The organism is Labrys wisconsinensis, assembly GCF_030814995.1.
Taxonomy (GTDB): Bacteria; Pseudomonadota; Alphaproteobacteria; order Rhizobiales; family Labraceae; genus Labrys; species Labrys wisconsinensis.
In genome coordinates, this window is the sequence record NZ_JAUSVX010000011.1 from 162,514 (window position 1) to 182,779 (window position 20,266).

General features: G+C 70.6%; 19 protein-coding genes. 5 read left to right on the top strand and 14 right to left on the bottom strand.

The window, feature by feature from the left end:
- Positions 1 to 16: 16 nt before the first annotated feature.
- The 8 genes from QO011_RS25985 to QO011_RS26020 all read right to left on the bottom strand — a co-directional run bounded on the left by QO011_RS25985 (position 17) and on the right by QO011_RS26020 (position 9,327).
- The gene (locus QO011_RS25985) at positions 17 to 2,383 is read right to left on the bottom strand and encodes a glycoside hydrolase family 3 C-terminal domain-containing protein (protein WP_307278616.1); all 2,367 of its coding nucleotides are present in this window, start codon (positions 2,381 to 2,383) and stop codon (positions 17 to 19) included.
- A gap of 148 nt (positions 2,384 to 2,531) precedes the next feature.
- Positions 2,532 to 3,761, bottom strand: a complete 1,230-nt coding sequence (locus tag QO011_RS25990) for an aminotransferase-like domain-containing protein (RefSeq protein WP_307278618.1) — start codon at positions 3,759 to 3,761, stop codon at positions 2,532 to 2,534.
- Between the two features lie 182 nt (positions 3,762 to 3,943).
- Positions 3,944 to 5,188, bottom strand: a complete 1,245-nt coding sequence (locus QO011_RS25995; protein ID WP_307278621.1) for an allantoate amidohydrolase — start codon at positions 5,186 to 5,188, stop codon at positions 3,944 to 3,946.
- Positions 5,172 to 5,963, bottom strand: a complete 792-nt coding sequence (gene allE, locus QO011_RS26000) for a (S)-ureidoglycine aminohydrolase (protein ID WP_307278623.1) — start codon at positions 5,961 to 5,963, stop codon at positions 5,172 to 5,174. Before allE ends, QO011_RS25995 begins: the two co-directional genes overlap by 17 nt.
- 12 nt (positions 5,964 to 5,975) lie before the next feature.
- A complete protein-coding gene (locus tag QO011_RS26005) occupies positions 5,976 to 6,353 on the bottom strand; it encodes a Rid family hydrolase (protein WP_307278626.1) in 378 nt (125 codons plus the stop codon).
- 9 nt (positions 6,354 to 6,362) lie between these two features.
- Positions 6,363 to 7,814, bottom strand: coding sequence for a dihydropyrimidinase (gene hydA, locus QO011_RS26010; RefSeq protein WP_307278629.1), 1,452 nt, complete (start codon positions 7,812 to 7,814; stop codon positions 6,363 to 6,365).
- The gene (locus QO011_RS26015) at positions 7,811 to 8,476 is read right to left on the bottom strand and encodes a TenA family protein (RefSeq protein WP_307278632.1); all 666 of its coding nucleotides are present in this window, start codon (positions 8,474 to 8,476) and stop codon (positions 7,811 to 7,813) included. Before QO011_RS26015 ends, hydA begins: the two co-directional genes overlap by 4 nt.
- Before the next feature lie 5 nt (positions 8,477 to 8,481).
- Positions 8,482 to 9,327: a BtpA/SgcQ family protein gene (locus QO011_RS26020; protein WP_307278635.1), complete on the bottom strand. Its 846-nt coding sequence runs from the start codon at positions 9,325 to 9,327 to the stop codon at positions 8,482 to 8,484.
- Between the two features lie 25 nt (positions 9,328 to 9,352).
- Between QO011_RS26020 and QO011_RS26025 the strand changes: the two genes are divergently transcribed.
- On the top strand, positions 9,353 to 10,246 hold the full coding sequence (locus QO011_RS26025; protein ID WP_307278638.1) for a PfkB family carbohydrate kinase: 894 nt from the start codon (positions 9,353 to 9,355) through the stop codon (positions 10,244 to 10,246).
- Positions 10,247 to 10,541: 295 nt separating this feature from the next.
- Here the strand turns inward: QO011_RS26025 and QO011_RS26030 are convergent, their stop codons facing one another.
- From QO011_RS26030 to QO011_RS26050, 5 genes are read right to left on the bottom strand one after another with little or no spacing between them, the layout of a single operon-like run.
- Positions 10,542 to 11,606 (bottom strand): phosphotriesterase family protein, encoded by a 1,065-nt coding sequence (locus QO011_RS26030; protein ID WP_307278642.1) that lies wholly within the window; start codon positions 11,604 to 11,606, stop codon positions 10,542 to 10,544.
- A gap of 9 nt (positions 11,607 to 11,615) precedes the next feature.
- A complete protein-coding gene (locus tag QO011_RS26035; protein WP_307278644.1) occupies positions 11,616 to 12,611 on the bottom strand; it encodes an ABC transporter permease in 996 nt (331 codons plus the stop codon).
- Complete coding sequence (locus tag QO011_RS26040) at positions 12,608 to 13,390, bottom strand: ATP-binding cassette domain-containing protein (protein ID WP_307278647.1); 783 nt, start codon at positions 13,388 to 13,390, stop codon at positions 12,608 to 12,610. Before QO011_RS26040 ends, QO011_RS26035 begins: the two co-directional genes overlap by 4 nt.
- Before the next feature lie 11 nt (positions 13,391 to 13,401).
- Positions 13,402 to 14,337 (bottom strand): substrate-binding domain-containing protein, encoded by a 936-nt coding sequence (locus tag QO011_RS26045; protein ID WP_307278650.1) that lies wholly within the window; start codon positions 14,335 to 14,337, stop codon positions 13,402 to 13,404.
- Positions 14,334 to 15,407 (bottom strand): LacI family DNA-binding transcriptional regulator, encoded by a 1,074-nt coding sequence (locus tag QO011_RS26050; protein WP_307278652.1) that lies wholly within the window; start codon positions 15,405 to 15,407, stop codon positions 14,334 to 14,336. Before QO011_RS26050 ends, QO011_RS26045 begins: the two co-directional genes overlap by 4 nt.
- A 234-nt stretch (positions 15,408 to 15,641) precedes the next feature.
- On the opposite strand from QO011_RS26050, the gene hpxZ reads away from it, so the two are divergent.
- From hpxZ to QO011_RS26070, 4 genes are all read left to right on the top strand, one after another.
- A complete protein-coding gene (hpxZ, locus tag QO011_RS26055) occupies positions 15,642 to 16,034 on the top strand; it encodes an oxalurate catabolism protein HpxZ (protein WP_307279012.1) in 393 nt (130 codons plus the stop codon).
- Entirely contained in the window at positions 16,031 to 17,233 is a 1,203-nt protein-coding gene (locus tag QO011_RS26060) for an amidase (protein WP_307278655.1), read from the top strand. The genes hpxZ and QO011_RS26060 overlap by 4 nt, the downstream gene beginning before the upstream one ends.
- Positions 17,230 to 18,624: an amidase gene (locus QO011_RS26065; protein WP_307278658.1), complete on the top strand. Its 1,395-nt coding sequence runs from the start codon at positions 17,230 to 17,232 to the stop codon at positions 18,622 to 18,624. The genes QO011_RS26060 and QO011_RS26065 overlap by 4 nt, the downstream gene beginning before the upstream one ends.
- 283 nt (positions 18,625 to 18,907) lie before the next feature.
- Positions 18,908 to 19,327, top strand: a complete 420-nt coding sequence (locus tag QO011_RS26070) for a DoxX family protein (protein WP_307278660.1) — start codon at positions 18,908 to 18,910, stop codon at positions 19,325 to 19,327.
- 2 nt (positions 19,328 to 19,329) lie between these two features.
- Here QO011_RS26070 and QO011_RS26075 read toward each other — a convergent pair whose 3' ends face one another.
- Positions 19,330 to 20,175 carry an oxidoreductase gene (locus QO011_RS26075; protein WP_307278664.1) on the bottom strand — a complete coding sequence of 282 codons (846 nt, stop codon included), beginning with the start codon at positions 20,173 to 20,175 and terminating at the stop codon, positions 19,330 to 19,332.
- Positions 20,176 to 20,266: the final 91 nt, after the last annotated feature.

Sequence of the window (20,266 nt, forward strand, 5' to 3'; positions counted from 1 at the left end):
TCGCGGCGCCCCAGCCCTATTCCGCCGCGTCGCGCAGAGCCGGCTGCTGCTCCAGCGCCCGCATCCCGGCATTGATGCTGGCGATCAGCGCCTCGACCTCGTCCCGGTCGAAGCGCAGGCGCAGCCGCCGGTCGAGCGAGGTGACGATGCCGAAGAACGAGTTGCGGCAATGCTCGAGCAAGCGCTCGGCGTCGGCTTCGTTCACCGCCAGCTTGCCGGCGAGGAAGCCGGCGAAGGCCTTCCGTGCGATCGGGTTCTCCAGGATGAAGATCGGCTGCGTGTCCCAGGCGACGGGGCGGTGACGCACGACGCCGGCATCGCATTGCACGCGCGCCTCAAGGCGGATGTCGCGCGAGGAGGCGCCGATCGCCACCGTGACCACGTCGGTGTCGAGCACCCAGCCGCCCCGCGCCGGATCGAAGGCCTCGAAGTCGCGGGCCGTCAGGGCAATCCGCACCCGCCTGGTCTCGCCGGGCTCGAGCGCCACCTTGACGAAGCCGCGCAGGTTGCGCGGGCTCGCCTGCAGGCGCGGGGCCGTGGGCTGGAGATAGAGCTGGACGATCTCCTTGCCCGCTCTCGCGCCGGTGTTGGTGACGGAGACGCTGGCGGTGAGGCCCTCCCCGGGACCGACGCGCGTGCGGTCGAGGGTCAGATCGGCATAGGCGAAGCTGGTGTAGCTCAGCCCGAAGCCGAAGGGGAACAGCGGCTCGATGCCACGCTTGTCGTAGTGGCGGTAGCCGACATGGATGCCTTCGCAATAGAGGTGCCGGCCGTTCTCGCCCGGATAGGTCGGGTAGCCCGGGATGTCCTCGATCCGCTTGGGGAAGGTGGTGGTGAGCTTGCCGGACGGGCTCACGCGTCCGAACAGGATGTCGGCCACTGCCGCGCCCATGCCCTGGCCGGAGAAGAAGGTCTCGACCACGGCTCCGACCGCATCGAGCCAGGGCATCGCCACCGCGTCGGGATTGGCGAGAACGACGATCACCTTCGGATGCGCCGCCGCCAGCGCGGCGATCAGCGCATCCTGCCCCGGCGCGAGCGCGAGGTCGCGGCGATCCGAGCCTTCGCCGTCATAGCCGACGATGGTGTTGGCGAAGACGATGACGGTGTCGGCCCTTGCCGCCGCCGCCAGAGCCTCCTGCCGCAGCGCCTCATGGCGGGCGGGATCGTCGGACGTGCCGACGACATGGTCGACCTGCGCGGCGAGGCGGCGGATCTCGTCGAGCGGGCGGTCGACGAAGGTCGGCGTCGTGGTGGCGCAGCCCGAGCCCTGGATCACCGCCTCGGTCGCGCTCTCGCCGATCACCAGGATGCGGCCGGCCTTGCCGGGATCGAGCGGCAGCAGGCCGTCCTCGTTCCTCAGCAGCACGATCGATTCCGCCGCGAAGCGCCGGGCGAGGGCGTGATGGGCGGTGAAGTCGCACGGCCGGCGGTCCTCGCCGGCGAGCGCCCGCCCCACCAGGACGAGCACGCGCTCGCAGGCGCTGTCGACCACGGCCATCGGCACCGTGCCGGCCTCGATCGCCGCCAGCAGGTCCTCCTTACGGGTCGAGCTCTCCGGCATGTCGAGGTCGTTGCCGGCGATGAGCGAGGCGGGCCGGTCCTTGACGCCCTGCCAGTCCGACATGACCAGGCCCTCGAAGCCCCAGTCCTCGCGCAGCACCTCGGTGAGCAGCCAGTGGTTCTCCGCGGCCTGGACACCGTTGAGCCGGTTGTAGGCGCTCATCACCGTCCAGGGCCGGCTCTTGGCGACGGCTCGCTCGAAGCCGAGAAGATAGATCTCGCGCAGCGCTCGTTCCTCCACCACCGAATCCATGGTGGTGCGCTCGACCTCGGAATTGTTGCAGGCGAAATGCTTCAGCGAGGCGCCGACGCCGCCGTCCTGCATGCCGTTGATGACGCCGGCGGCGATGTCGCCGGTCAGCACCGGGTCCTCGGCGTAATATTCGTAAGCGCGGCCGCCGAGCGGGGTGCGGCGGATGTTGATGCCCGGCCCGAGCAGCACATGCACGCCCAGCGCCTGGCATTCGCGGGCGAGGGCCGCGCCGAGCTCGTGGGCGAGGTCGACGTCCCAGGAGCAGCCCAGGCTCGAGCCGTTGGGAAAGCAGGTCGCGGCCTTCATCGTGCCCCAGGCGGTCTGCACGTCGTTGGCGCGGCGGTTGACCACGCCGAGGAAGGCGTCGAAGTCCTGGCCGCCCTTCATGTCGTTGTCGATCTGGTCGACGGAATAGCGCACGCCATAGGTGCCGTCGGTCATGACGATGGAGGGGATGCCGAAGCGCTCGATCGCCCGCGTCTTCCACATGTTGAAGCCGCTGAGGAGGTCGACTTTCTCGGCATGGGTGAGAGAGGCGATCACGGTCTTGGCGTCGAAGGCGGTCATGCGGGTCTCCTCGCCATCACGGGCGCTGCTCGGACTTCGCGTCGAACAGCGAAGCCTTGCTCATGTCGAAATGCCGGGTGAGCTCGCCTCGCGAAAATAATATCTCTCGATGATCTGGATCGGAAATCGTGATCCAGGCGCGCAGCCGCTATGCCGCGCGCCGGCCGATCGCCCCTTCGAGCAGGCCGCCGAGCCGGGCGATGCCCGCCTCGATCGCCGCCTCGTCGGCGCAGGAGAAGCTGAGGCGCAGCGTGTTGGCGCCAGTGCCGTCGGCGTGGAAGGCCTGGCCCGGCACGAAGGCGACCTTCTGCGTCTCGACCGCCTCGGCGAGCAGCGCTGCCGCATCGAGGCCGGCCGGCAGGGTCAGCCAGACGAACATGCCGCCCTCGGGTCGCGTCCAGGCGACGCCTGCCGGCATGTACCGGGCGAGGGCGGCGAGCATGGCGTCGCGCCGGCGCCTGTAGACGGCGCGGACCCGCTCGACCTGTTCGCCGAACTGGCCGGCGGCGACCTCGGCGATCGCCATCTGGTTGATGGTGGAGGAGTGCAGGTCCGCCGCCTGCTTGATCAGCACCAGCTTGCCGATCACCGCCCGGCTGGCGACGACGAAGCCGACGCGCAGGCCCGGCGACAGGGTCTTGGAGAAGCTGCCGCAATAGATCGTCCGCGTCCGCTCGATGTCGCCGCCCTTGCGGGCGAGCTCGAGCGCCAGGATGGGCGGGATCGGCTCGCCGTCATAGCGCAGCGCCTGATAGGCGGCATCCTCGACCAAGGCGACGTCGAGCTCCTCGGCGAGATCGATCAGCCGCTCGCGGCCCTCCCGGCCCAGGGTCTCGCCGGTCGGGTTGGCGAAGTCGGCGGAGAGATAGGCGAGCTTGACCCGGCCGCCCGCAGCGGCCGCGGCCTGGCGGTAGGACTCGGCCGTGCGGTTGCCGCCGGGCGAGAGCTGGTCATAAGCCGGCTCATAGGCGTTGAAGGCCTGCAGCGCGCCGAGATAGGTCGGCGTGGTGACGAGGGCGGTGTCGCTGGGCGAGAGATAGAGCTTGCCGAGATAGTCGAGCGCCTGCTGCGAGCCCGAGACGATGAAGACGTTGTCGGCCGTGCAGGCGATGCCGAGCCCGGCCATCTGCCCGACCAGCCGGTCGCGCAGCGGCCGGTAGCCCTCGCTCACCGAATATTGCAGGGCCGCGCGTCCGGCCTCGCCGGCGAGGATGTGCCGATAGGCCTCGGCGAAAGCCTCGGCGGGGAAGAGCGCGGGATCGGGAATGCCGCCGGCAAAAGAGACGATGTCCGGCCGGTCGAGCAGCTTCAGCAGCTCCCGGATCTCCGACGCCTTCATGCGCCCCGCGCGCGTGGCAAAGGCCGCTTCCGTCACCATGGGGTCCTCCATCGGCTTTTGCGGCAGCATCGCACCTTGGGCAAATAAGTCAATAGTACTGACCTATTTGGCGAGGTCGACATGAAGCCGGAGCCCGATCCACCGTGAGGTTGTGATGTCGGGGAGCCGATCGAGAGGCGCCGCCGCTTGCGGCCCTCAGCCTGTTCGCCGGCGAGCCGCTATCAGCCGCGGCGCAGCGCCAGGCTCCAGCGATGGAGCGCCTCGATGCCGAGCCGGACGTCTGCGACGGTGACGCTTTCGGCGGGATGATGGCTGATGCCGCCTGCGCAGCGCAGGAACAGCATGCCGATCTCGGTGATCGCGCTCACGGCGATGCCGTCATGGCCCGCGCCGCTCGCCAGGCGTGGGGCGGGCAGGCCCATGCCCGCGAGGACCCCGGCCAGAGCTTCGACGAGGCGTGGCGAGCAGGGCGTCGTCTCGGTCCGGCTGGTGACCTGCCAGGCAAGCTCGACCCTGCGGCGCCGGGCGGACGCCTGGAACTCCGCCAGGGCGGCGTCGACGAGCCTGGTGCGGACCTCGTCCTGCGCCGCGCGGATGTCGACGGAGAAGCGCACCCGGCCGGGGATGACGTTCACGGCATCGGGGGCGACCCGCAGGTGGCCGACCGTGCCGACGGCCTCGGCGCCGGCGCAGAGGCGTTCGACCGCCAGCACGCATTCGGCGGCGGCGGCGAGCGCATCGCGCCGCAGACGCATCGGCACGGTGCCGGCGTGCCCCGCAGTGCCGTCGACGGTGACCAGCAGGCGCGTCGCCCCGGCGATGGCGGTGACGCAGCCGAGCGGAACATCCGCGTCCTCCAGCGCCGGTCCCTGCTCGATATGCAGCTCGAGATAGGCGGCCGGCGGATCCCGGCGCCGGCTGGCGGCGCCGACGCCGTCCGGATCGACGCCGAAGCTGCGCAGCGCCGTCGCAGCGTCGATGCCGTCGGCGTCGCGCCGCTCCCGCCAGTCCGGCGCCAGCGTGCCGGCCACGGCGGCGCTGCCGAGGATCGAGCCGCCGAAGCGCACGCCCTCCTCGTCGGCGAAGCCGATCACCTCCACGGCGAGGGGCAGGCGGCGGCCCTCGCGCCGCAGCCGTTCGACCACGGCGATGCCCGCGACCACGCCGAGCGGCCCGTCATAGCGGCCGCCGTCGCGCACGGTGTCGAGATGCGAGCCGATCATCACGGCAGAGGCGCCGGCGGTCTCCGCCTCCCAGCGGCCGACGACATTGCCGGCCGCGTCGATCCCAGCCGCCATGCCGGCCTCGCGCATCCAGGCGAGGACGCGGGCATTGGCGTCGCGCAACGCCGGCGAGAAGGCGAGGCGCGTGATCCGGCCGGGCTCGTCGGTGCAGGCCGCGAGCGCGTCGAGACGCGCCATCGCGATGTCGGCGTCGTCCCGGCTCGGCTCAGAAGCGGACGTCACGGTTGACGTCCTTGTAGAGGAGATAGGCCGAGGGGGTCCAACCCGTGGGGTAGAACAGCTGCGGACAATAGGGGCCCATCCAGATGAAGTCGCCCTGCCAGACCTCGTGCCAGTCCTGGTCGAGGAGATACATGCCCTGGCCTTCCAGCATCACCAGCCCGTGCTCGTTGATGTGGGTCTCCACATCGGGAAAATGGGCGCCTGGCGCGAAGGACAGGATGTTCATCTCCATGTCGAAGCGCATGTCGCCATGGGGCAGGAGGTGCTCCCAGGTGCGGCCCTCCGTGCCGTTGTGGTTGACTTTCTCGACCGCGGAGCGCCGGGAGACGATCGGCTCGGGCACCGGCAGCCCGGCCGGCTCATAGGGCCGCTTCAGGCCGATCACGGCGGCCTCTTGCGGGCCGTCATTGCGCAGGGAGAAGCGGGTCTCCGGCGGGAGATAGGCAAAGCCTTCGCGGTCGAGCGGGAAGGCCGTGCCCTCGACCGTGAGCATCACCGGCCCGCCGGTGATGTAGAAGAACCGCTCCAGGCCGTCGCCGAAGGCTTCGCACGTGCCGCCGTCCGGCGCGATCTCGAGCAGGGCCTGGGCAAAGCGGGCGCCGAGCTGCGGCGCGGCCTGGAAGCGCACGATGGTCTTCTCCCAGCGCGGGAGGTAGCTGTCCATGATGCCTTCGGGCGGCATCACGGCATAGTTGCGCTTCACGACGCCGCGGGTATGGCCATAGGCGCCGGGCGGCAGGCGGCCCGGCTTCACCGGCATCGAGCGGGGATGCATCGAAGACCTCCCTCAGAAATCGGCCGGCAGCGCCACCGTCATGATGATCTCGACGAGGTCGCCGTCGGGCATCACCGACTGCACGAAGGAGCGGACGGGGCCGCAGCCTGCGGGCATCCATTTCGCCCAGACCGCGTCGAATTCGGGCTTGCGGCCATGGTCGGTGACGATCACCTCGGCCCGCATGATCCGGGTCCGGTCGAGGCCGTGGTCGCGGAGATAGCCGTCGATGACCGCGAGCGCGTCCTCGGCCTGGCCGGGCAGGTCCAGCGTCAGGTCGCGCGCGGTGGCGACGCACCAGAGGAAGCCGCCGCCGCCGGGAAAGCGGTGGATCGCGACCTTGGACTTGGTCGGCATCTCCTCGATCGGGGTGCGGATGATGTCGGTCATGATCGTTCCTCAGGCGAGTTGGGCGCGGGCGGCGTCGAAGCCGTTGGCGAGGCGGCCGAGCGGCCGGGCGAGGTCGTAGGGGCCGCGTGGCAGGAACCGGCCCGAGCCTTCCTCCGCCAGCAGCTTGCCCTCGCGCATGGCTGGGATGCCGCGGCGGATGGTCATCACCGGCCAGCCCGTCACCTCGCGTCCCTCATAGGGCGTGTAGTCGACGGCATGCTGCAGCAGCGCATTGGTCAGGGTGACGCGCTTGCCCGGGTCCCACAGCACGATGTCGGCATCGGCGCCCGGCGCGATGGTGCCCTTGCGCCCGCCGAGGCCGTAGATCCGCGCCGGGTTGGCGGCCGTCAGGGCGACGAAGGTGGGGAGGTCGATGCGGCCCTTGACCACGCCCTCGGAGAACAGCAGCGGCAGGCGCGAGCCGACGCCCGGCACGCCGTTGGGGATGTCGCGGAAGGAGGCGTCCCGGCCGTGCATGTCCTTGGCATGGTGGCCGGTGGTGTTGAAGGCGCTGTGGTCGGAGGAGACGACGTCGAGCACGCCCTGGCGCATCATCTCCCACAGGCCCTCGTGGTCGGCCTCGTCGCGCGGTGCCGGGCTGCACATGGCCTTCGACCCCTCGAAGCCGGGGCGGTCCATGTCGGCGGCGGTGAGGGCGAAATACTGCGGGCAGGTCTCGCCCCAGACCTTGAGGCCGCGGCGCTTGGCCCGGGCGATCTCCTCGGCGACCTCGGCGCAGGAGACGTGGAAGACCTGGATCGGGGTGTCGACCAGCTCGGCCAGGGCGATGGCGCGGTAGGTCGTCTCGCGCTCCACCACCTTGGGCCGCGACCAGGCATGGTATTTCGGCGCGGTCAGGCCGGCGGCCAGGAGCTGCTCGGTCAGCCAGCCGATGGCGTCGTAGTTCTCGCAATGCACCGCCACCATGGCGCCCTCGCGCCGCGCGGCGGCGAGCACGCGCAGGAACTGGCGGTCGTCGAGCCGGGCGCCGTCATAGGTGAGGAAGACCTTGAGGCTGCGGATGCCGGAGGCGACGATCGCCGGGATCTCGGCCAGCACCGCATCGGTCGGATCGGTGACGATCTGGTGGAAGCTGTAGTCGATGATCGAGCGCTCGCCCCGCCGCAGCGTCTCGGCCAGCACGTCGCGGATCGGCTCGCCCTTGAACTGGGCGACGAAGGAGATCGCCGTGGTCGTGCCGCCGGCCAGCGCCGAGCGGCTGCCGGTGACAAAGTCCTCGGCGCCATAGCCCATGCCCGGCTCGACCTGGTCGAGATGGCAATGGGTGTCGACCCCGCCCGGCATCACCAGCAGGCCGTCGGCCTCGATCGTCTGCCGGCCGGCGAGGTTTTCGCCCACGGCGGCGATGCGCCCACCGCGGATGCCGACATCGGCGCGGAAGACCTGCGTTTCCGTCACCACGGTGCCGCCGCGGATGGCGAGGTCGAAATCATCCGTCATGGCGCGGCTCCCTCGAACGGCGCCTGGTGGAAGGCGATCTCGAGCTCCAGGGCGCGCCGGAACCGGTCACCGAGACGATCTTCCTCGGCTGGATCGGCGGCGTCGAGCTGGCGGCGCAGCCAGTCGGCCTGCGCCAGGAATTCGGGTTCGGCATGCAGGTCGACCCAGCGCCTGAGGATGGGATCGCCGATCCGGCATGCGGCGGCGCGGGTGCACCAGGTGGCGTACATCCATTCGGCCGCCAGCATGATGGCGACGCCGTCGCGATAGGTGCCGTCGCGGGCGATGGCGAGCATGCCGTCCCGGAAGGCGAACACCGACGGCGGCAAGGGGCGGGCGCGGTCGGCCGCGGTGATGCCGAGCGCCGCGAAGGTGCGCTCGAAATAGCCGATCTGCTCGACCGCCAGCGCCTGCAGCACCCCGGCGAGCCAGCGCCGCTCCTCCAGTCCTGGTGCCTTGACCAGCATATGCCCGAAGATCAGCATCGCGGTCTCGACGAAATCGCATTCATAGACGAGATAGGCCTTGAAGGTGTCCGCGCTCAGGCGGTCGGCTTCGATCTCGGCGACGAAGCGATGCGCCTGCATCGCGTCCCACACGTCCTGGTTGGCGGCGCGGATGCGCTCCGACAGCGGCTTGATGTCCTTCACGTCGATGCTCACGCTGCTCACTCCCCGGACCGGATGGTCCGGACCTTGTCCATGAAGGCGGCGACCCGCCGCTGGTCGACATTGTTCCACCAGACGCCGTCATGCTTGAGCGCGCTGGCGACGATCACGCCGTCGAGCAGCGGCAGGATGGTGGCGATGTTGTCGGGCGTCGCGCCGCTGCCGACCAGGAGCGGCAGGCCGGTCGCCGCGCGCATCGCCTCGATCTCGTCGACCGCGGCCGCATCGCCGGTGCGCTGGCCGGTGCAGATCACGGCGTCGGCATCGAAGAACTCGACGTCGCGCACCAGCTCCGCCACCGGCCGGTCGGCGACGATGGCGTGGGCGCCGTGCTTGACATGGGCGTCGGCGAAGACGGCGACGTCCTCGGCGCCGATGGCCTTGCGATAGCGCAGCGCCGCCGCCGCCTCGCCCTCGACGATGCCCTCATTGGCGACATAGGCGTTGGCCCATTGGTTGACGCGCACGAAATTCGCCCCGGACGCCTTGGCGACGGCCAGCGCCGGCATGGCGGCGTTGGCCAGGACATTGATGCCGATGGGGACATCGACCTTCTGGCGGATGCGGTCGGTGATGACAGCCAGGCCGGTGGTGATTTCATGGCCGATCCGGTCGGGCTTCAGGAACGGGATGTCCCCGTGGTTCTCGATGATCAGGCCGTCGACGCCGCCATCGACATAGGACATTGCATCGGATATTGCAGTTGAAACAGTATTCTTGAAGTCATTGTCCTGGCATCGTGGCGTTCCAGGCATGGGCGGACAGTGAACAACGCCGATGATGACTTGATTTTTGCCAAATAATCGCTTGATAATGCTTGTCGATTTGTGCGATATCGGGGCCAAGAGCTTGCCTCCTTGAGGGATTTGAATGTTTCTGGTTCTGGGAAACGCGACGGTCGACGAGTCGATGACCGTCGAGGCATGGCCGTCGCCGGGCCAGACGGTGGTGGTCGGCCCGCCACGGCGCGATCTCGGCGGCAAGGGCGCCAACCAGGCGCTGGTGCTCGGCCGGACCGGCGCGCCGGTCCGCTTCGTCGCGGCGATCGGCCGGGATGCCGAGGGCGACTGGATCGCCGCCCGCCTGGCGGCGGAGGGGCTGCCCGAAAGCGACCTGCTGCGCGTCGAGGCGGCGACGGACCGCTCGATGATCTTCGTCAACGGGGCGGGCGAGAATGCCATCGCCTCCACCACGGCCGCGGCCTGCTCGATCGAGCCTGCCATGGCCGCCGCCTGCGTCGCCCGGCTCGGGCCCGGCGACGGGCTGCTGATGCAGGGCAACCTGACGCTCGCGGCGACGCGGGCCGCTTTTGCCGCGGCCCGGCAGACGGGCGTCCGCACGGTGTTCAATCCCTCGCCGGTCCAGCCGGGCTTCGCCGATCTCTTCGCGCTGGTCGACCTGCTCGTCCTCAACGAGGGCGAGGCGGCGGCCTTCGGCGGCGCCGGCGCGCCGGAAGAGGCGGCGCAGGCCCTGCGTCGGGCTGGTGCCGGCACCGTGGTGCTGACGCTGGGTGGGCGCGGCGCCGTGCTGGCCGATGATGCCGGCGCCGACCACGTGCCGGCGCGGCCGGTGCCGGTGGTCGATACGACCGGGGCGGGCGACACGTTCATGGGCGTGCTGGCCGCGGCCGTCCTCCACCGCGGCCTGCCGCTGCGCGCCGCCGTGGCGGCGGCCGGCGCCGCGGCGGCCCTGACGGTGCAGCGCCAGGGCACGGTGTCGGCCTTCCCGAGCGGCGAGGAGATCGCGGGCCTGCTGCCGGGCTGATGGGACCGGAGGCGGCGACGGGAGCCGGTAGCGGGGGCTCGTTCGCGAACAAATGCTTCAGACGATGTCCGAGCATAGCGGCAGAGCGAGATGCGGCCGCCGTTGAAGAGGGCGCGACGCTGGTTTTTCCCCTCCCCCTTGTGGGGAGGGGCTAGGGGTGGGGGTCGTCGGCGTAGGGCGCGCGCTATCCTGGTGGACCCCCACCCCTTACCCCTCCCCACAAGGGGGAGGGGAATGGCTGGCGTCGCGCTCGACGTGGATGGTCCCGAACAGGCTTTCGGCATGAGAGAGGGCCTCACGCCGGCGCCGAGAAGACGCGGCGCGGATTGTCGACCATCAAAGCCCGGATCTCGGCGTCGCTCACCCCATGGCGCTTCAGGCGCGGCAGGAAATGGCGCTGGATATAGGCGTAGCCGAAGCCGCCATAGCGGGTGAGCATCATCTTCAGGAACACGTCCTGCGACAGGACCAACTGGCCGCCGAAGCCGGCATCGATCAGCCCCTTGATGGCGCGGGCGTTTTCCTCCTCGGACGGACATTGCACGCCCTGGTCGGCATACCAGAAGTCCATGCCCACCATGTCATATTCGAGGATGGCGCCGCGGCGGGCGAGCGCGAACTGGTAGTCGGTGTCGAACCAGGACGGGTTCAGGTGGCAGAGGACGGTGTGGCCGAGGTCGCCGCCCTCGTCCGCGACGATGTCGAGCACCCGGTGGGCGTGACGGAACCAGCCGGGAAGATGCACCATCAGCGGCAGGCCGGTGCGCCTTTGCGCCGCGGCGGCGCCGCGCAGGGACTTTTCCTCGTCCGGCGTGAAGTCCGAGGAGACGCCGATCTCGCCGATCAGGCCGATACGGATGCCGCTGTCGCCGACGCCGTCCAGCGCCTCGCGCACGATCTCGTCGGCGATGTCGCGGGCGCTCATCGCCGCGACCTCGGGGGGATGCGAGCTCTGGAGGTAATAGCCGGCGCCCATCACGATCTGCAGGCCCGTCGCCCGCGAAATGCGCGCCAAGGCTTCGGGGTTGCGACCGATGCCGCGGCAGGTCGGGTCGACCACGGTGCGCCCGCCCAGGGCGGCGACGGGCTTCAGCTCGGCGATCGCCAGGGCCTCGTCGTCGAGGGCGCAATTGTGCCGGTTGGCGAAAGGGTCCATCCGCAGTTCGCCGAGGATCTCGATCGAGACCGGGCCGGTGCCGAGATAGGCCCGCTCCGGCTGCTTCGGCTCGTTCCACCAGCAGCGGCAATCGTTGAGGATGTGCTCGTGCATCAGCGTCACGCCGAGGGAGTCGGCCGAAATCGGCCCCAGCACGGTCATCGCCTTGCCGGAGCCGATATGGGTTTCAGAGAGTTCGGACATGGCTGATCCTCAGCTCCGGCGCCGCACGGTGCCGACATGGTCGAAGATGCGGGTGTTGAGCCAGATGGCGGTCAGGATGATGGCGCCGGTGACGATCTGGGTGAAGAAGGCGTCGATATGCGCCAGGATCAGGCCGTTGCTGATCACCGAGATGGTGAGCGCGCCGAGCACCGTGCCGACGATGGTGCCGCGCCCGCCGGCCAGCGAGGTGCCCCCGAGCACCACGGCGGCGATCACGTCGAGCTCCGTGCCGACGGCGGCGTTGGAGGAGCCGGAGCCGAGCCGCGCTGCGACCACCAGGGCGGCAAGGGCCGAGGCGACGCCGCTCCAGACATAGACCGAGGCGACGACCCGCTGGGCCGGCATGCCGACGCGGCGCGCCGCCTCGGCATTGGCGCCGACCGCGCAGACGCGCCGGCCGTAGAGGGTGGTGTTCAGCACGACATAGCCGATCACGGCGACGGCGAGGCCGAGGATGGCCGGATTGGGGATGCCGAAGAGGGTGCCGCGGCCGATCGACAGGAACAGGCTCGGCGGGATCAGGATCGAGAAGCCGCCGGTGAGGACGAGGGCCACGCCGCGGATGGCGGAGAGGCCGGCGAGCGTGACGATGAAGGCCGGGATCTTCTGGTAGGCGATGAAGAAGCCCTGGAACAGGCCGATGGCCGCGCCGAGGGCGAGCATGAGGACGCAGACCAGCGGCCAGTCCCAGCCGGCGCGCAGCAGCAGAGCCGCGGCGGCGTTGACCAGGGCGATGATCGAGCCGACGGAGAGGTCGATGCCGCCCGTGGTGATGACGAAGGTCATGGCCACCGCCACGATCAGCGTCGGCGCCGCCTGGCGCAGCAGGTTGAGGAGGTTGCCCGTCGACAGGAACACGTCGTTGAGCGCCGTGAACAGGGCGCAGCAGGCGATGAGGAACACCGCGATCGACAGGACATGGGCATGCGTCTGGAAGAAGTCGCGCAGCCTGGAGCCCTGCTGGCGCTCGGTATAGGCGGTCATGAGCGAAGCCCCTCTCCGACGATCAGGCGGACGATGTCCTCCAGGCTGGTCTCCTGGATGGCGCGCTCGGCCACCTTGATGCCCTCGTACATCACGGCGATGCGGTCGCAGACGCGGAACAGGTCCTGCAGGCGATGGGTGATCAGCACCACGGCGACGCCTTCGGCCTTGAGGCGGCCGATCAGGGCCAGCACCGCCTCGACCTCGGCGACGGCCAGCGCCGAGGTCGGCTCGTCGAGGATCAGCACGCGCGGATTGAACGAGGCCGACCGCGCGATGGCGATCGATTGGCGCTGGCCGCCGGAGAGCTGCGCCACCTTGACGGCGACGTTGGGGATGCGAATCTCGAGCCGCTGCAGCATCTGGCGGGCACCGTGCTGCATCGCCGCCTTGTCGAGGAAGGGGCCGCGCCGGAGCTCCCGGCCGAGATAGAGATTGCCGGCGACGTCGATCGTGTCGCACAGGCTGAGGTCCTGGTAGACCATCTCGACGCCGCGCTCGCGCGCCTCGGCCGGCCCGGCATAGCGGACCTCCTTGCCGTCGAGCTCGATCGTGCCCTCGTCGGCGATATAGGTGCCGGCGAGGATCTTGGTGAAGGTCGACTTGCCGGCGGCATTGTCGCCGACGAGGCCGAGGCATTCGCCGGACCAGAGGTCGAGGTCGACCCCGCGCAAGGCCTGGTTGGAGCCGAAGGTCTTGCGGATGCCGCGCACGCGCATGCGCGGCTCGCGCCCGCCCCGGACCGCCGGAGCGGAAGCGGCCGGAGCCGCTCCCGTCATGGCGCCCGTCGTCACTTGAACGCCGCCCGGAACTGGTCGACGTTCTTGGAGGTGACGATGGTCACCGGCACCTTGATGGCCTTGTCGACCTTGCCGCCGCTCGCCAGCGTGCCGAGCGCCTCGATCGCCTTCTGGCCTTCCTGCTCGGGGTCCTGCTGCACCACGCCGACGAGGTAGCCGGCATCGATGGCGGCTACCGCCTGGGCGCTGAGGTCCCAGCCGAAGATCTTGACCTTGTCGGTGCGGCCCTGGCTCTGCGCCGCGGCGATGGCGCCGACGAGGGCGGGCTCGCCGGTGGCGTAGATCGTCTGCATGTCGGGGTTGCCGGTGAGCAGGTTCTCGCCTGCCGACAGCGCCTGGTCCTGGATGTTGCGGCCATCGACGACACCGACCGTGGTGACGCCGCCGGCGGCCTTGATGACGTCGTCGAAGCCCTTCTGGCGGGTGTTCTGCAGGTCGGAATTGAGGGCGCCGACGACGCCGAGCGTCGCCTTGCCGCCGAGATTGGCCTTGACGTAATCCATGTAGAACTCGCCGATCAGCTTGCCGGCGGCATAATTGTCGACCGAGATCTGCGAGGCCTGCGGCCCCTCGGGCAGGATGCCGTCGACGGCGACGACCGGGATGCCCGCTGCGACCGCCGAGCGGACCGCCGGCATGATGCCGTTCTGGTCGACCGAGACGATGACGATGCCGTCGACCTTCTGCTGGGTATAGGTGTCGAAGGCGTTGTCCTGGGCCTGCGCCGAATTGTTGGCGTCGAAGACCAGCAGCTTGTCGCCGGCGGCGTCGGCGGCCTTCTGGGCGCCGCGGGTGATGTCGGTGAAGAACGAGACCTGCTGGTTGTACTGGATCAGGGCGAAGGTCTTGCCCTTGGCGTCGGCTGATGTGGCGAGGCCGGCGACCAGGATGGCGGCGGCCGTGAGCTTGAGCATCGTGCGGTTCATGGCGGTGGAGTCCCCTTTTGTTTGGCTTGGCGTGGTTCTTTTCTTGTTGTTGCGTCTTGCGGCGGCCGGGCGACGGATTCCCGCAGGATCAGTTCGACCGGCAGATGCTCGACGACCGTGTCGACCGCCTCGCCCTCGAGGGCGCGGACGAGCAGGTCGACGGCGCGCCGGCCCATGGCGTCGACGGGCTGGCGGATGGAGGTCAGCGGCGGATCGAACAGCACGAACGGGGCGATGTCGTCGAAGCCGATGACCGACAGGCGCTGCGGGATGGGCAGGCGCTCGCGCCGGAAGATCTCCAGGGCGCCGATCATGATCTGGTCGCTGGAGACGAGCAGGGCGGTGGCCGCGCTTCTCGCCAGCAGGCGCTCGGCGCAGGCACGGCCGTGCTCCGGCGAATAGTCGCCGCAATAGACGTCGCTGACCTCGGCGGCCGCGCCCGCCTCGGCGATGGCCCGGCGCACGCCGGCGAGACGGGCCTGGGTGCTGCGCATGGCCTCGGGGCCGCCGAAGAAGGCGATGCGGCGATGGCCCATCTCGACGAGGTGGCGGCCGGCGAGGAAGCCGCCCTGCTCGTTGTCGCTGAACACCTTGGAGCCGCGGACCCCGGCGACGTCCTCGTCGAGGATGACGATGCGCCGGCTGGAGGTGTTGATCGGCTCCTTCAGCGTGCCGTCATCGGGATGGTTGGTGACGAAGATGATGCCGTCGACCGCGGTGCGGCTCAGCCGGGCCAGGTATTCACGCTCGCGGTCCTGGGTGTTGAGCGAGGCGCACAGCGTCAGGCCGTAGCCGCGCCGGGCCGCCTCGCGCTCGACCGCCGCGGCCAGCCGGGCGAAATAGGGGTTGGTAATGTCGGGGACCACCAGGCCGAGCGTGTCGGAGCGGCCGCGGCTGAGGCTGCGCGCATGCGGGTTGGGCTGGTAGCCGAGCGCCTCGATGGCCTGGCGCACACGCGCCGCGGTCGCCTCGGGAAGCTGGATGCTGTTGTTGAGGTAGCGCGAGACGGTCGCGACCGACACGCTCGCCGAGCGCGCCACATCCGACAGCCGTGCAACCCGCTTTTCCATCGTGTAACCGCTTTACCAATCTGCGACGAGACTATCGCGAGTCCGAGGGCATGCAAGCGAATAATTTGGGCAAGCCTGCCAGCGAGTTGGCACACAACAGACTGGAAATGCTCGATTCTTGGGCGATGATGGCAACGAAACCGATTGGCATCGCGATTGCTCGTTATCCCGTTGCTGTTGTAAAAGGCTTTACCGAATGGGCGGAAAGCCCGTCGCAAGCCGGAGGTGAGGATGATGGAGACCAACCGTCCCGAGGTGTTGGCCGAGGTCTGGGCCGCCTATCGCCGCTATGAGGACGCGCTGCTCGCGGCCGACGCGGCGACGCTCGACGACTTGTTCTGGCGCGACGGGCGGACGATTCGCTACGGCGCGGACGAGATCCTCTACGGCCACCCCGCCATCGCCGCCTTCAACGCCCGCCGCCGGCTCAATCCCGAGCGCGTGCTCGTCGACACGGTGGTGACCAGCTACGGCGCCGACTTCGCCACCGCCTCGACCCTGTTCACCGATGTGCCGGACGGCAGGATCGGCCGGCAGATGCAGAGCTGGGTCCGGATGCCGGACGGCTGGCGCGTCGTCGCCGCCCATGTCAGCGTCATCGACAGGCCCAAGGAGATCGGTCGATGAGTTCCTGTCGTCCGGACGGCCTTCCCGGGCGGGAGGATTTCGGCGCCTTCGTGGCCGGGCCGCGCCTGTCGATCGATGGCGCCTCCGCCGGGCCGCTCGCGGGCCTGACCTTCGCCGCCAAGGACCTCTTCGACGTCGCCGGCCACGTCACCGGCTGCGGCAGCCCGGACTGGGCCGCCAGCCACGGGCCAGCGCAGCGGTCCGCCGCCGCCGTGGACCTCCTGCTCGCTGCCGGAGCGCGGCTCGCCGGCAAGACCGTGACCGACGAGATCTCGCTCGGGTTGCTCGGACGCAACCGGCATGTCGGCACGCCGGTGAACCCGCGGGCGCCCGATCGCTATCCCGGCGGCTCCTCCAGCGGTTCGGCCGCCGCGGTGGCGGCCGGCCTGGTGGCGCTGGCGCTCGGCTCCGACAGCGGCGGCTCGATGCGGGTGCCGGCGAGCTTCTGCGGCCTCTACGGCATCCGCCCGACCCATGGCGCGGTGCCGACCGCCGGGCTGATGACGCAGTCGCCCTCCTTCGACACGGCCGGCTTCTTCGCCGCCGATGCCGAGATCTTCGCCCGCGTCGGTGCCGTGCTGCTGCCGCAGGGGCCGGAGGAGGGGATCGAGGAGGTGCTCATCGCCGAGGACGCCTTCGCCTGCGCCGACGCGCCGGTGCGCGGGGCGCTGCGGCCGGCGGTGGCCGCGGTGGCGCAGCATGTCGGCCACAGCCGCTCGATCATCCTGGCGGAGGAGGGGCTGCGGGCCTGGAACGGCCACCATGTCCACCTGCAGCATCCTGAATTCGCGCGCACCTTCGGGCCCTGGGTCGATGCGGTCGACCCGCGCCTGTCCTATGACGTGGCGGCGACGATCGCCGTGGCGCGGCGGCTGCCGGAGGCGCCGCAGCAGGCGGCCCTGGCCTTCCGGCCGCTGGTCCGCGCCCGGGTCGAGGCGCTGCTCGAGGGCCGGCGCGTGCTGTGCCTGCCGACCACGCCGATCCTGCCGCCCCGCCGCGACCTCTCGCTCGGCGAGACCGCAGCCGCCTGCGAGCGCATCGTCGACCTCACCTGCATCGCCGGCCTGACCGGTCTGCCGCAGGTCAGCCTGCCGCTCGGCGCGGCCGAGGGCCTGCCCGTCGGCCTCTCCCTGATCGGCTGGCGCGGTTCGGACGGGGCCCTGGTCGAACTCGCCCGCCGTATGGGGAGGCCGGCATGAACGCGGCCGATTATGCGCGCTACGACGCGGTCGGCCTCGCCGATCTCGTGGCACGGGGCGCGGTGTCGCCTGGCGAGGTGCTCGACGCCGCCCTGGCGGCACTCGACGCCCACAATCCCGTCCTGAACGCGGTCGTCATGCGGCACGAGGACGAGGCGCGGGCGGCGATCGCCGCCGGCCTGCCGGCGGGGCGTTTCCGCGGCGTGCCGTTCCTGCTGAAGGACCTCGATCTCGCGCTGGCGGGAACGCCGCTGACGCAGGGCAGCGAGCTCTTCCGGGGCTTCGTGCCCGATCGGGATTCGACGCTGGTCGCCCGCTACAAGGCGGCCGGCCTGGTGATCTTCGGCAAGACCAATTCGGCCGAGCTCGGCCTCAGCTTCACCACCGAGCCTGCCGCCTACGGCCCGACCCGCCATCCGCGTGACCCGGCCCTGTCGCCGGGCGGCTCCAGCGGCGGCGCGGCGGCAGCGGTCGCGTCCGGCATGGTGCCGATGGCGCACGGCACCGACGGCGGCGGCTCGATCCGCCAGCCGGCCGCGCTCACCGGCCTGTTCGGGCTGAAGCCGAGCCGCGGCCGCACCCCGGCGGGGCCGGAGGCGAGCGAGGTGTTCTTCGGCCTCTCCGTCTCGCATGCGCTGACGCGCAGCGTGCGCGACAGCGCCGCCCTGCTCGACGCGACTTGCGGGCACGAGCCGGGCGCGCTGCACTGGCTGCCGGACCCTGCCGTGCCGTTCGAGCGCTGCGCCGAACGCGATCCGCCGCCGCTGCGGATCGCGGTGCAGCGACGGCCGTTCAACGGCGCGCCGGTCGACCCGCTGTGCCTCTCGGCGCTCGACGAGGCGGCGCGACTTTGCGAGAGCTTCGGCCATCGGCTGGAGGAGGATGCGCCCGACCTCGCCGGCATCGCAGCCCATGCCGGCTTGCTCTCCGGTGCCTTCACCGCCGAGCGGATCCTGGGGTTCGCGGCCATGCGCGGGATCGCCGATCCCCTCGCGCTGATCGAGCCCGCCCATGCCGACCATGTCCGCGCCGCCATGGCGCGGCCGGCGCAGGATGTGGTTGCGGCGCTCGCAGCCGTCCGGACCGTAGAACGGCGTTACGCCCGCTTCTTCGAGCGCCACGACATCCTGATGTCGCCGGTCTGCGCCACGCCCGTATTGCCGCTCGGCTGGCTCTCCGGTCCCGACGGCGAGGAGCGCAGCCGGCGCGCCGCCGCCCATGCGCCGTTCACGGCGCCGTGCAACGCCGCCGGCATTCCGGCGATGAGCGTGCCCTTCGCCCAGGGCGGCCGGCTGGTCGGCGTGCAGTTCGCCGCCGCGCTCGGCCGCGAGGACCTGCTCTTCGGCCTCGCCGGGGCGATCGAGCGGGCGAGGCCGTGGTGGGCGCCCTGACCGGCTCTGCGCCGGACGCCTGGCGAGCCCGGGCGGAAGCCTGCGGAGGCGCCATGCCGCCGTCGGTGTGGAGGCTCTTGGGTTTCCTCGACCGTGATGACGCCCTCGTTGCCGACCTTCTGCATCGCCTCGGTGAGGATGATGCATCGGCGCGGTCGCGCGGAAAAAGCGCGCGGGGTGTCGGGGAGCGCATGCGGCCATCGTCCTTGGTGCGAGCGGCGCCCTCGCAGGGCGCCGACGCCACCAGCGCCGGCCGGGTCCGGCCGATAGAGGGACACCAGCCATGGACGCCGTTCAGCCCGCCTGGAAAACCGCCGCGATCCTCATCGCCCGCCTGATCTTCGCCGCCGTCTTCATCATGGCGGCGGCCTTCAAGTTCGCCGACATGGCGGGCACGGCAGGCTACATCGCCGCGGCCGGCTTCCCGCTGTCCCTGCCGCTCGCCTGGTGCGCCGCCCTGCTCGAATGCGCGCTGATCATCGCCTTCCTCACCGGCGCCTGGTTCTCCGAAGCCGCGCTGCTGGCCGCCGCCTATGTGATCTTCCTCGCCTTTTCCTTCCACGGACCGGGACGCTGGGCCGGGAACCAGGCGGAGTTCGGCTTCTTCGTCGACCATTTCACCTTCATGGCCGGCCTGTTCTTCGCCGCGGCGCACGGGCCGGGCAAGGTGCTGGCGCTGAAGCAGGGCGTGCTCGGGCGCTGACCTCACGATGCGGAAAAGTCGGCGCCGAGCGTCGTCTCGCGCCACGCCTCGAAATTGGCGCGCAGGGCGTCGAGCCGTTCCGAGGCGATCCGCAGGGCCGCCGCGCCGAGCAGGAGACGCAGCGGCGGGTTGTCGGCTTCCACCGCCGCCATCACCGCCGCCGCGGCCCGGGCGGGGTCGCCTGCCTGCTGCCCCGAACTCGCGCGCGTCTGCCCGCGTCGCCGGCCGGCGGTTGCGGCGTAGTCGTCGATCACCGTGTGCGATTCGACCATGGATGCGCCCGCCCAGTCCGTGCGGAAGCCGGCGGGCTCGACGATCGTCACCTTGATGCCGAGGGGCGCGACCTCCTGCGCCAGAGATTCCGACAGGGCTTCCACTGCGAACTTGGTGGCGTGGTAGTAGCCGGTGGCGGGAAAGGCGGCGAGGCCGCCGATCGAGGAGAAGTTGACGATATGGCCGTGGCGGCGGGCCCGCATGCCCGGCAGGACCGCCTTCGTCAATGCGGCCAGTCCGAAGACATTGGTCGCGAACAGGTCGCGGACGGCCTCATCCTCGCCCTCCTCGATTGCGGCGAGGTAGCCGTAGCCGGCATTGTTCACCAGCACGTCGATGCGGCCGAAGCGTCGCTCGGCCTCGGCCACGGCCTGCCGGATCGTGTCGCTGTCGGTGACGTCGAGGCGCAGGGCCAGCGCGCGCTCGCCGTGCGCGGCCGTGAGGTCCGCGAGCCGGCCCGGCTGCCGCGCCGTGACCACGGCTCGGCCGCCGCGTTCCAGGACGAGGGCAGCGAGCGCGCGGCCCAAGCCGCGTGAACAGCCGGTGATCAACCAGACGGGAGAATCGTTGCTCATGAGGGTCTCCTTCGAGCCGGCGCGACGAGCGCGGCGCAGCCGCGTGATGCGGTGCCGCCTCCATGCCCCGGACGCAGGCGGCGGCGTTAGG

Excerpts from the sequence above, each read along its gene's own strand:
- QO011_RS25985 (WP_307278616.1), bottom strand. The coding sequence starts at position 2,383 with ATGACCGCCTTCGACGCCAAGACCGTGATCGCCTCTCTCACCCATGCC.
- QO011_RS25990 (WP_307278618.1), bottom strand. The coding sequence starts at position 3,761 with ATGGTGACGGAAGCGGCCTTTGCCACGCGCGCGGGGCGCATGAAGGCG.
- allE (WP_307278623.1), bottom strand. The coding sequence starts at position 5,963 with ATGCATCCCCGCTCGATGCCGGTGAAGCCGGGCCGCCTGCCGCCCGGC.
- QO011_RS26005 (WP_307278626.1), bottom strand. The coding sequence starts at position 6,353 with ATGACCGACATCATCCGCACCCCGATCGAGGAGATGCCGACCAAGTCC.
- hydA (WP_307278629.1), bottom strand. The coding sequence starts at position 7,814 with ATGACGGATGATTTCGACCTCGCCATCCGCGGCGGCACCGTGGTGACG.
- QO011_RS26025 (WP_307278638.1), top strand. The coding sequence starts at position 9,353 with ATGTTTCTGGTTCTGGGAAACGCGACGGTCGACGAGTCGATGACCGTC.
- QO011_RS26030 (WP_307278642.1), bottom strand. The coding sequence starts at position 11,606 with ATGTCCGAACTCTCTGAAACCCATATCGGCTCCGGCAAGGCGATGACC.
- QO011_RS26035 (WP_307278644.1), bottom strand. The coding sequence starts at position 12,611 with ATGACCGCCTATACCGAGCGCCAGCAGGGCTCCAGGCTGCGCGACTTC.
- QO011_RS26040 (WP_307278647.1), bottom strand. The coding sequence starts at position 13,390 with ATGACGGGAGCGGCTCCGGCCGCTTCCGCTCCGGCGGTCCGGGGCGGG.
- QO011_RS26045 (WP_307278650.1), bottom strand. The coding sequence starts at position 14,337 with ATGAACCGCACGATGCTCAAGCTCACGGCCGCCGCCATCCTGGTCGCC.
- QO011_RS26050 (WP_307278652.1), bottom strand. The coding sequence starts at position 15,407 with ATGGAAAAGCGGGTTGCACGGCTGTCGGATGTGGCGCGCTCGGCGAGC.
- hpxZ (WP_307279012.1), top strand. The coding sequence starts at position 15,642 with ATGGAGACCAACCGTCCCGAGGTGTTGGCCGAGGTCTGGGCCGCCTAT.
- QO011_RS26060 (WP_307278655.1), top strand. The coding sequence starts at position 16,031 with ATGAGTTCCTGTCGTCCGGACGGCCTTCCCGGGCGGGAGGATTTCGGC.
- QO011_RS26065 (WP_307278658.1), top strand. The coding sequence starts at position 17,230 with ATGAACGCGGCCGATTATGCGCGCTACGACGCGGTCGGCCTCGCCGAT.
- QO011_RS26070 (WP_307278660.1), top strand. The coding sequence starts at position 18,908 with ATGGACGCCGTTCAGCCCGCCTGGAAAACCGCCGCGATCCTCATCGCC.
- QO011_RS26075 (WP_307278664.1), bottom strand. The coding sequence starts at position 20,175 with ATGAGCAACGATTCTCCCGTCTGGTTGATCACCGGCTGTTCACGCGGC.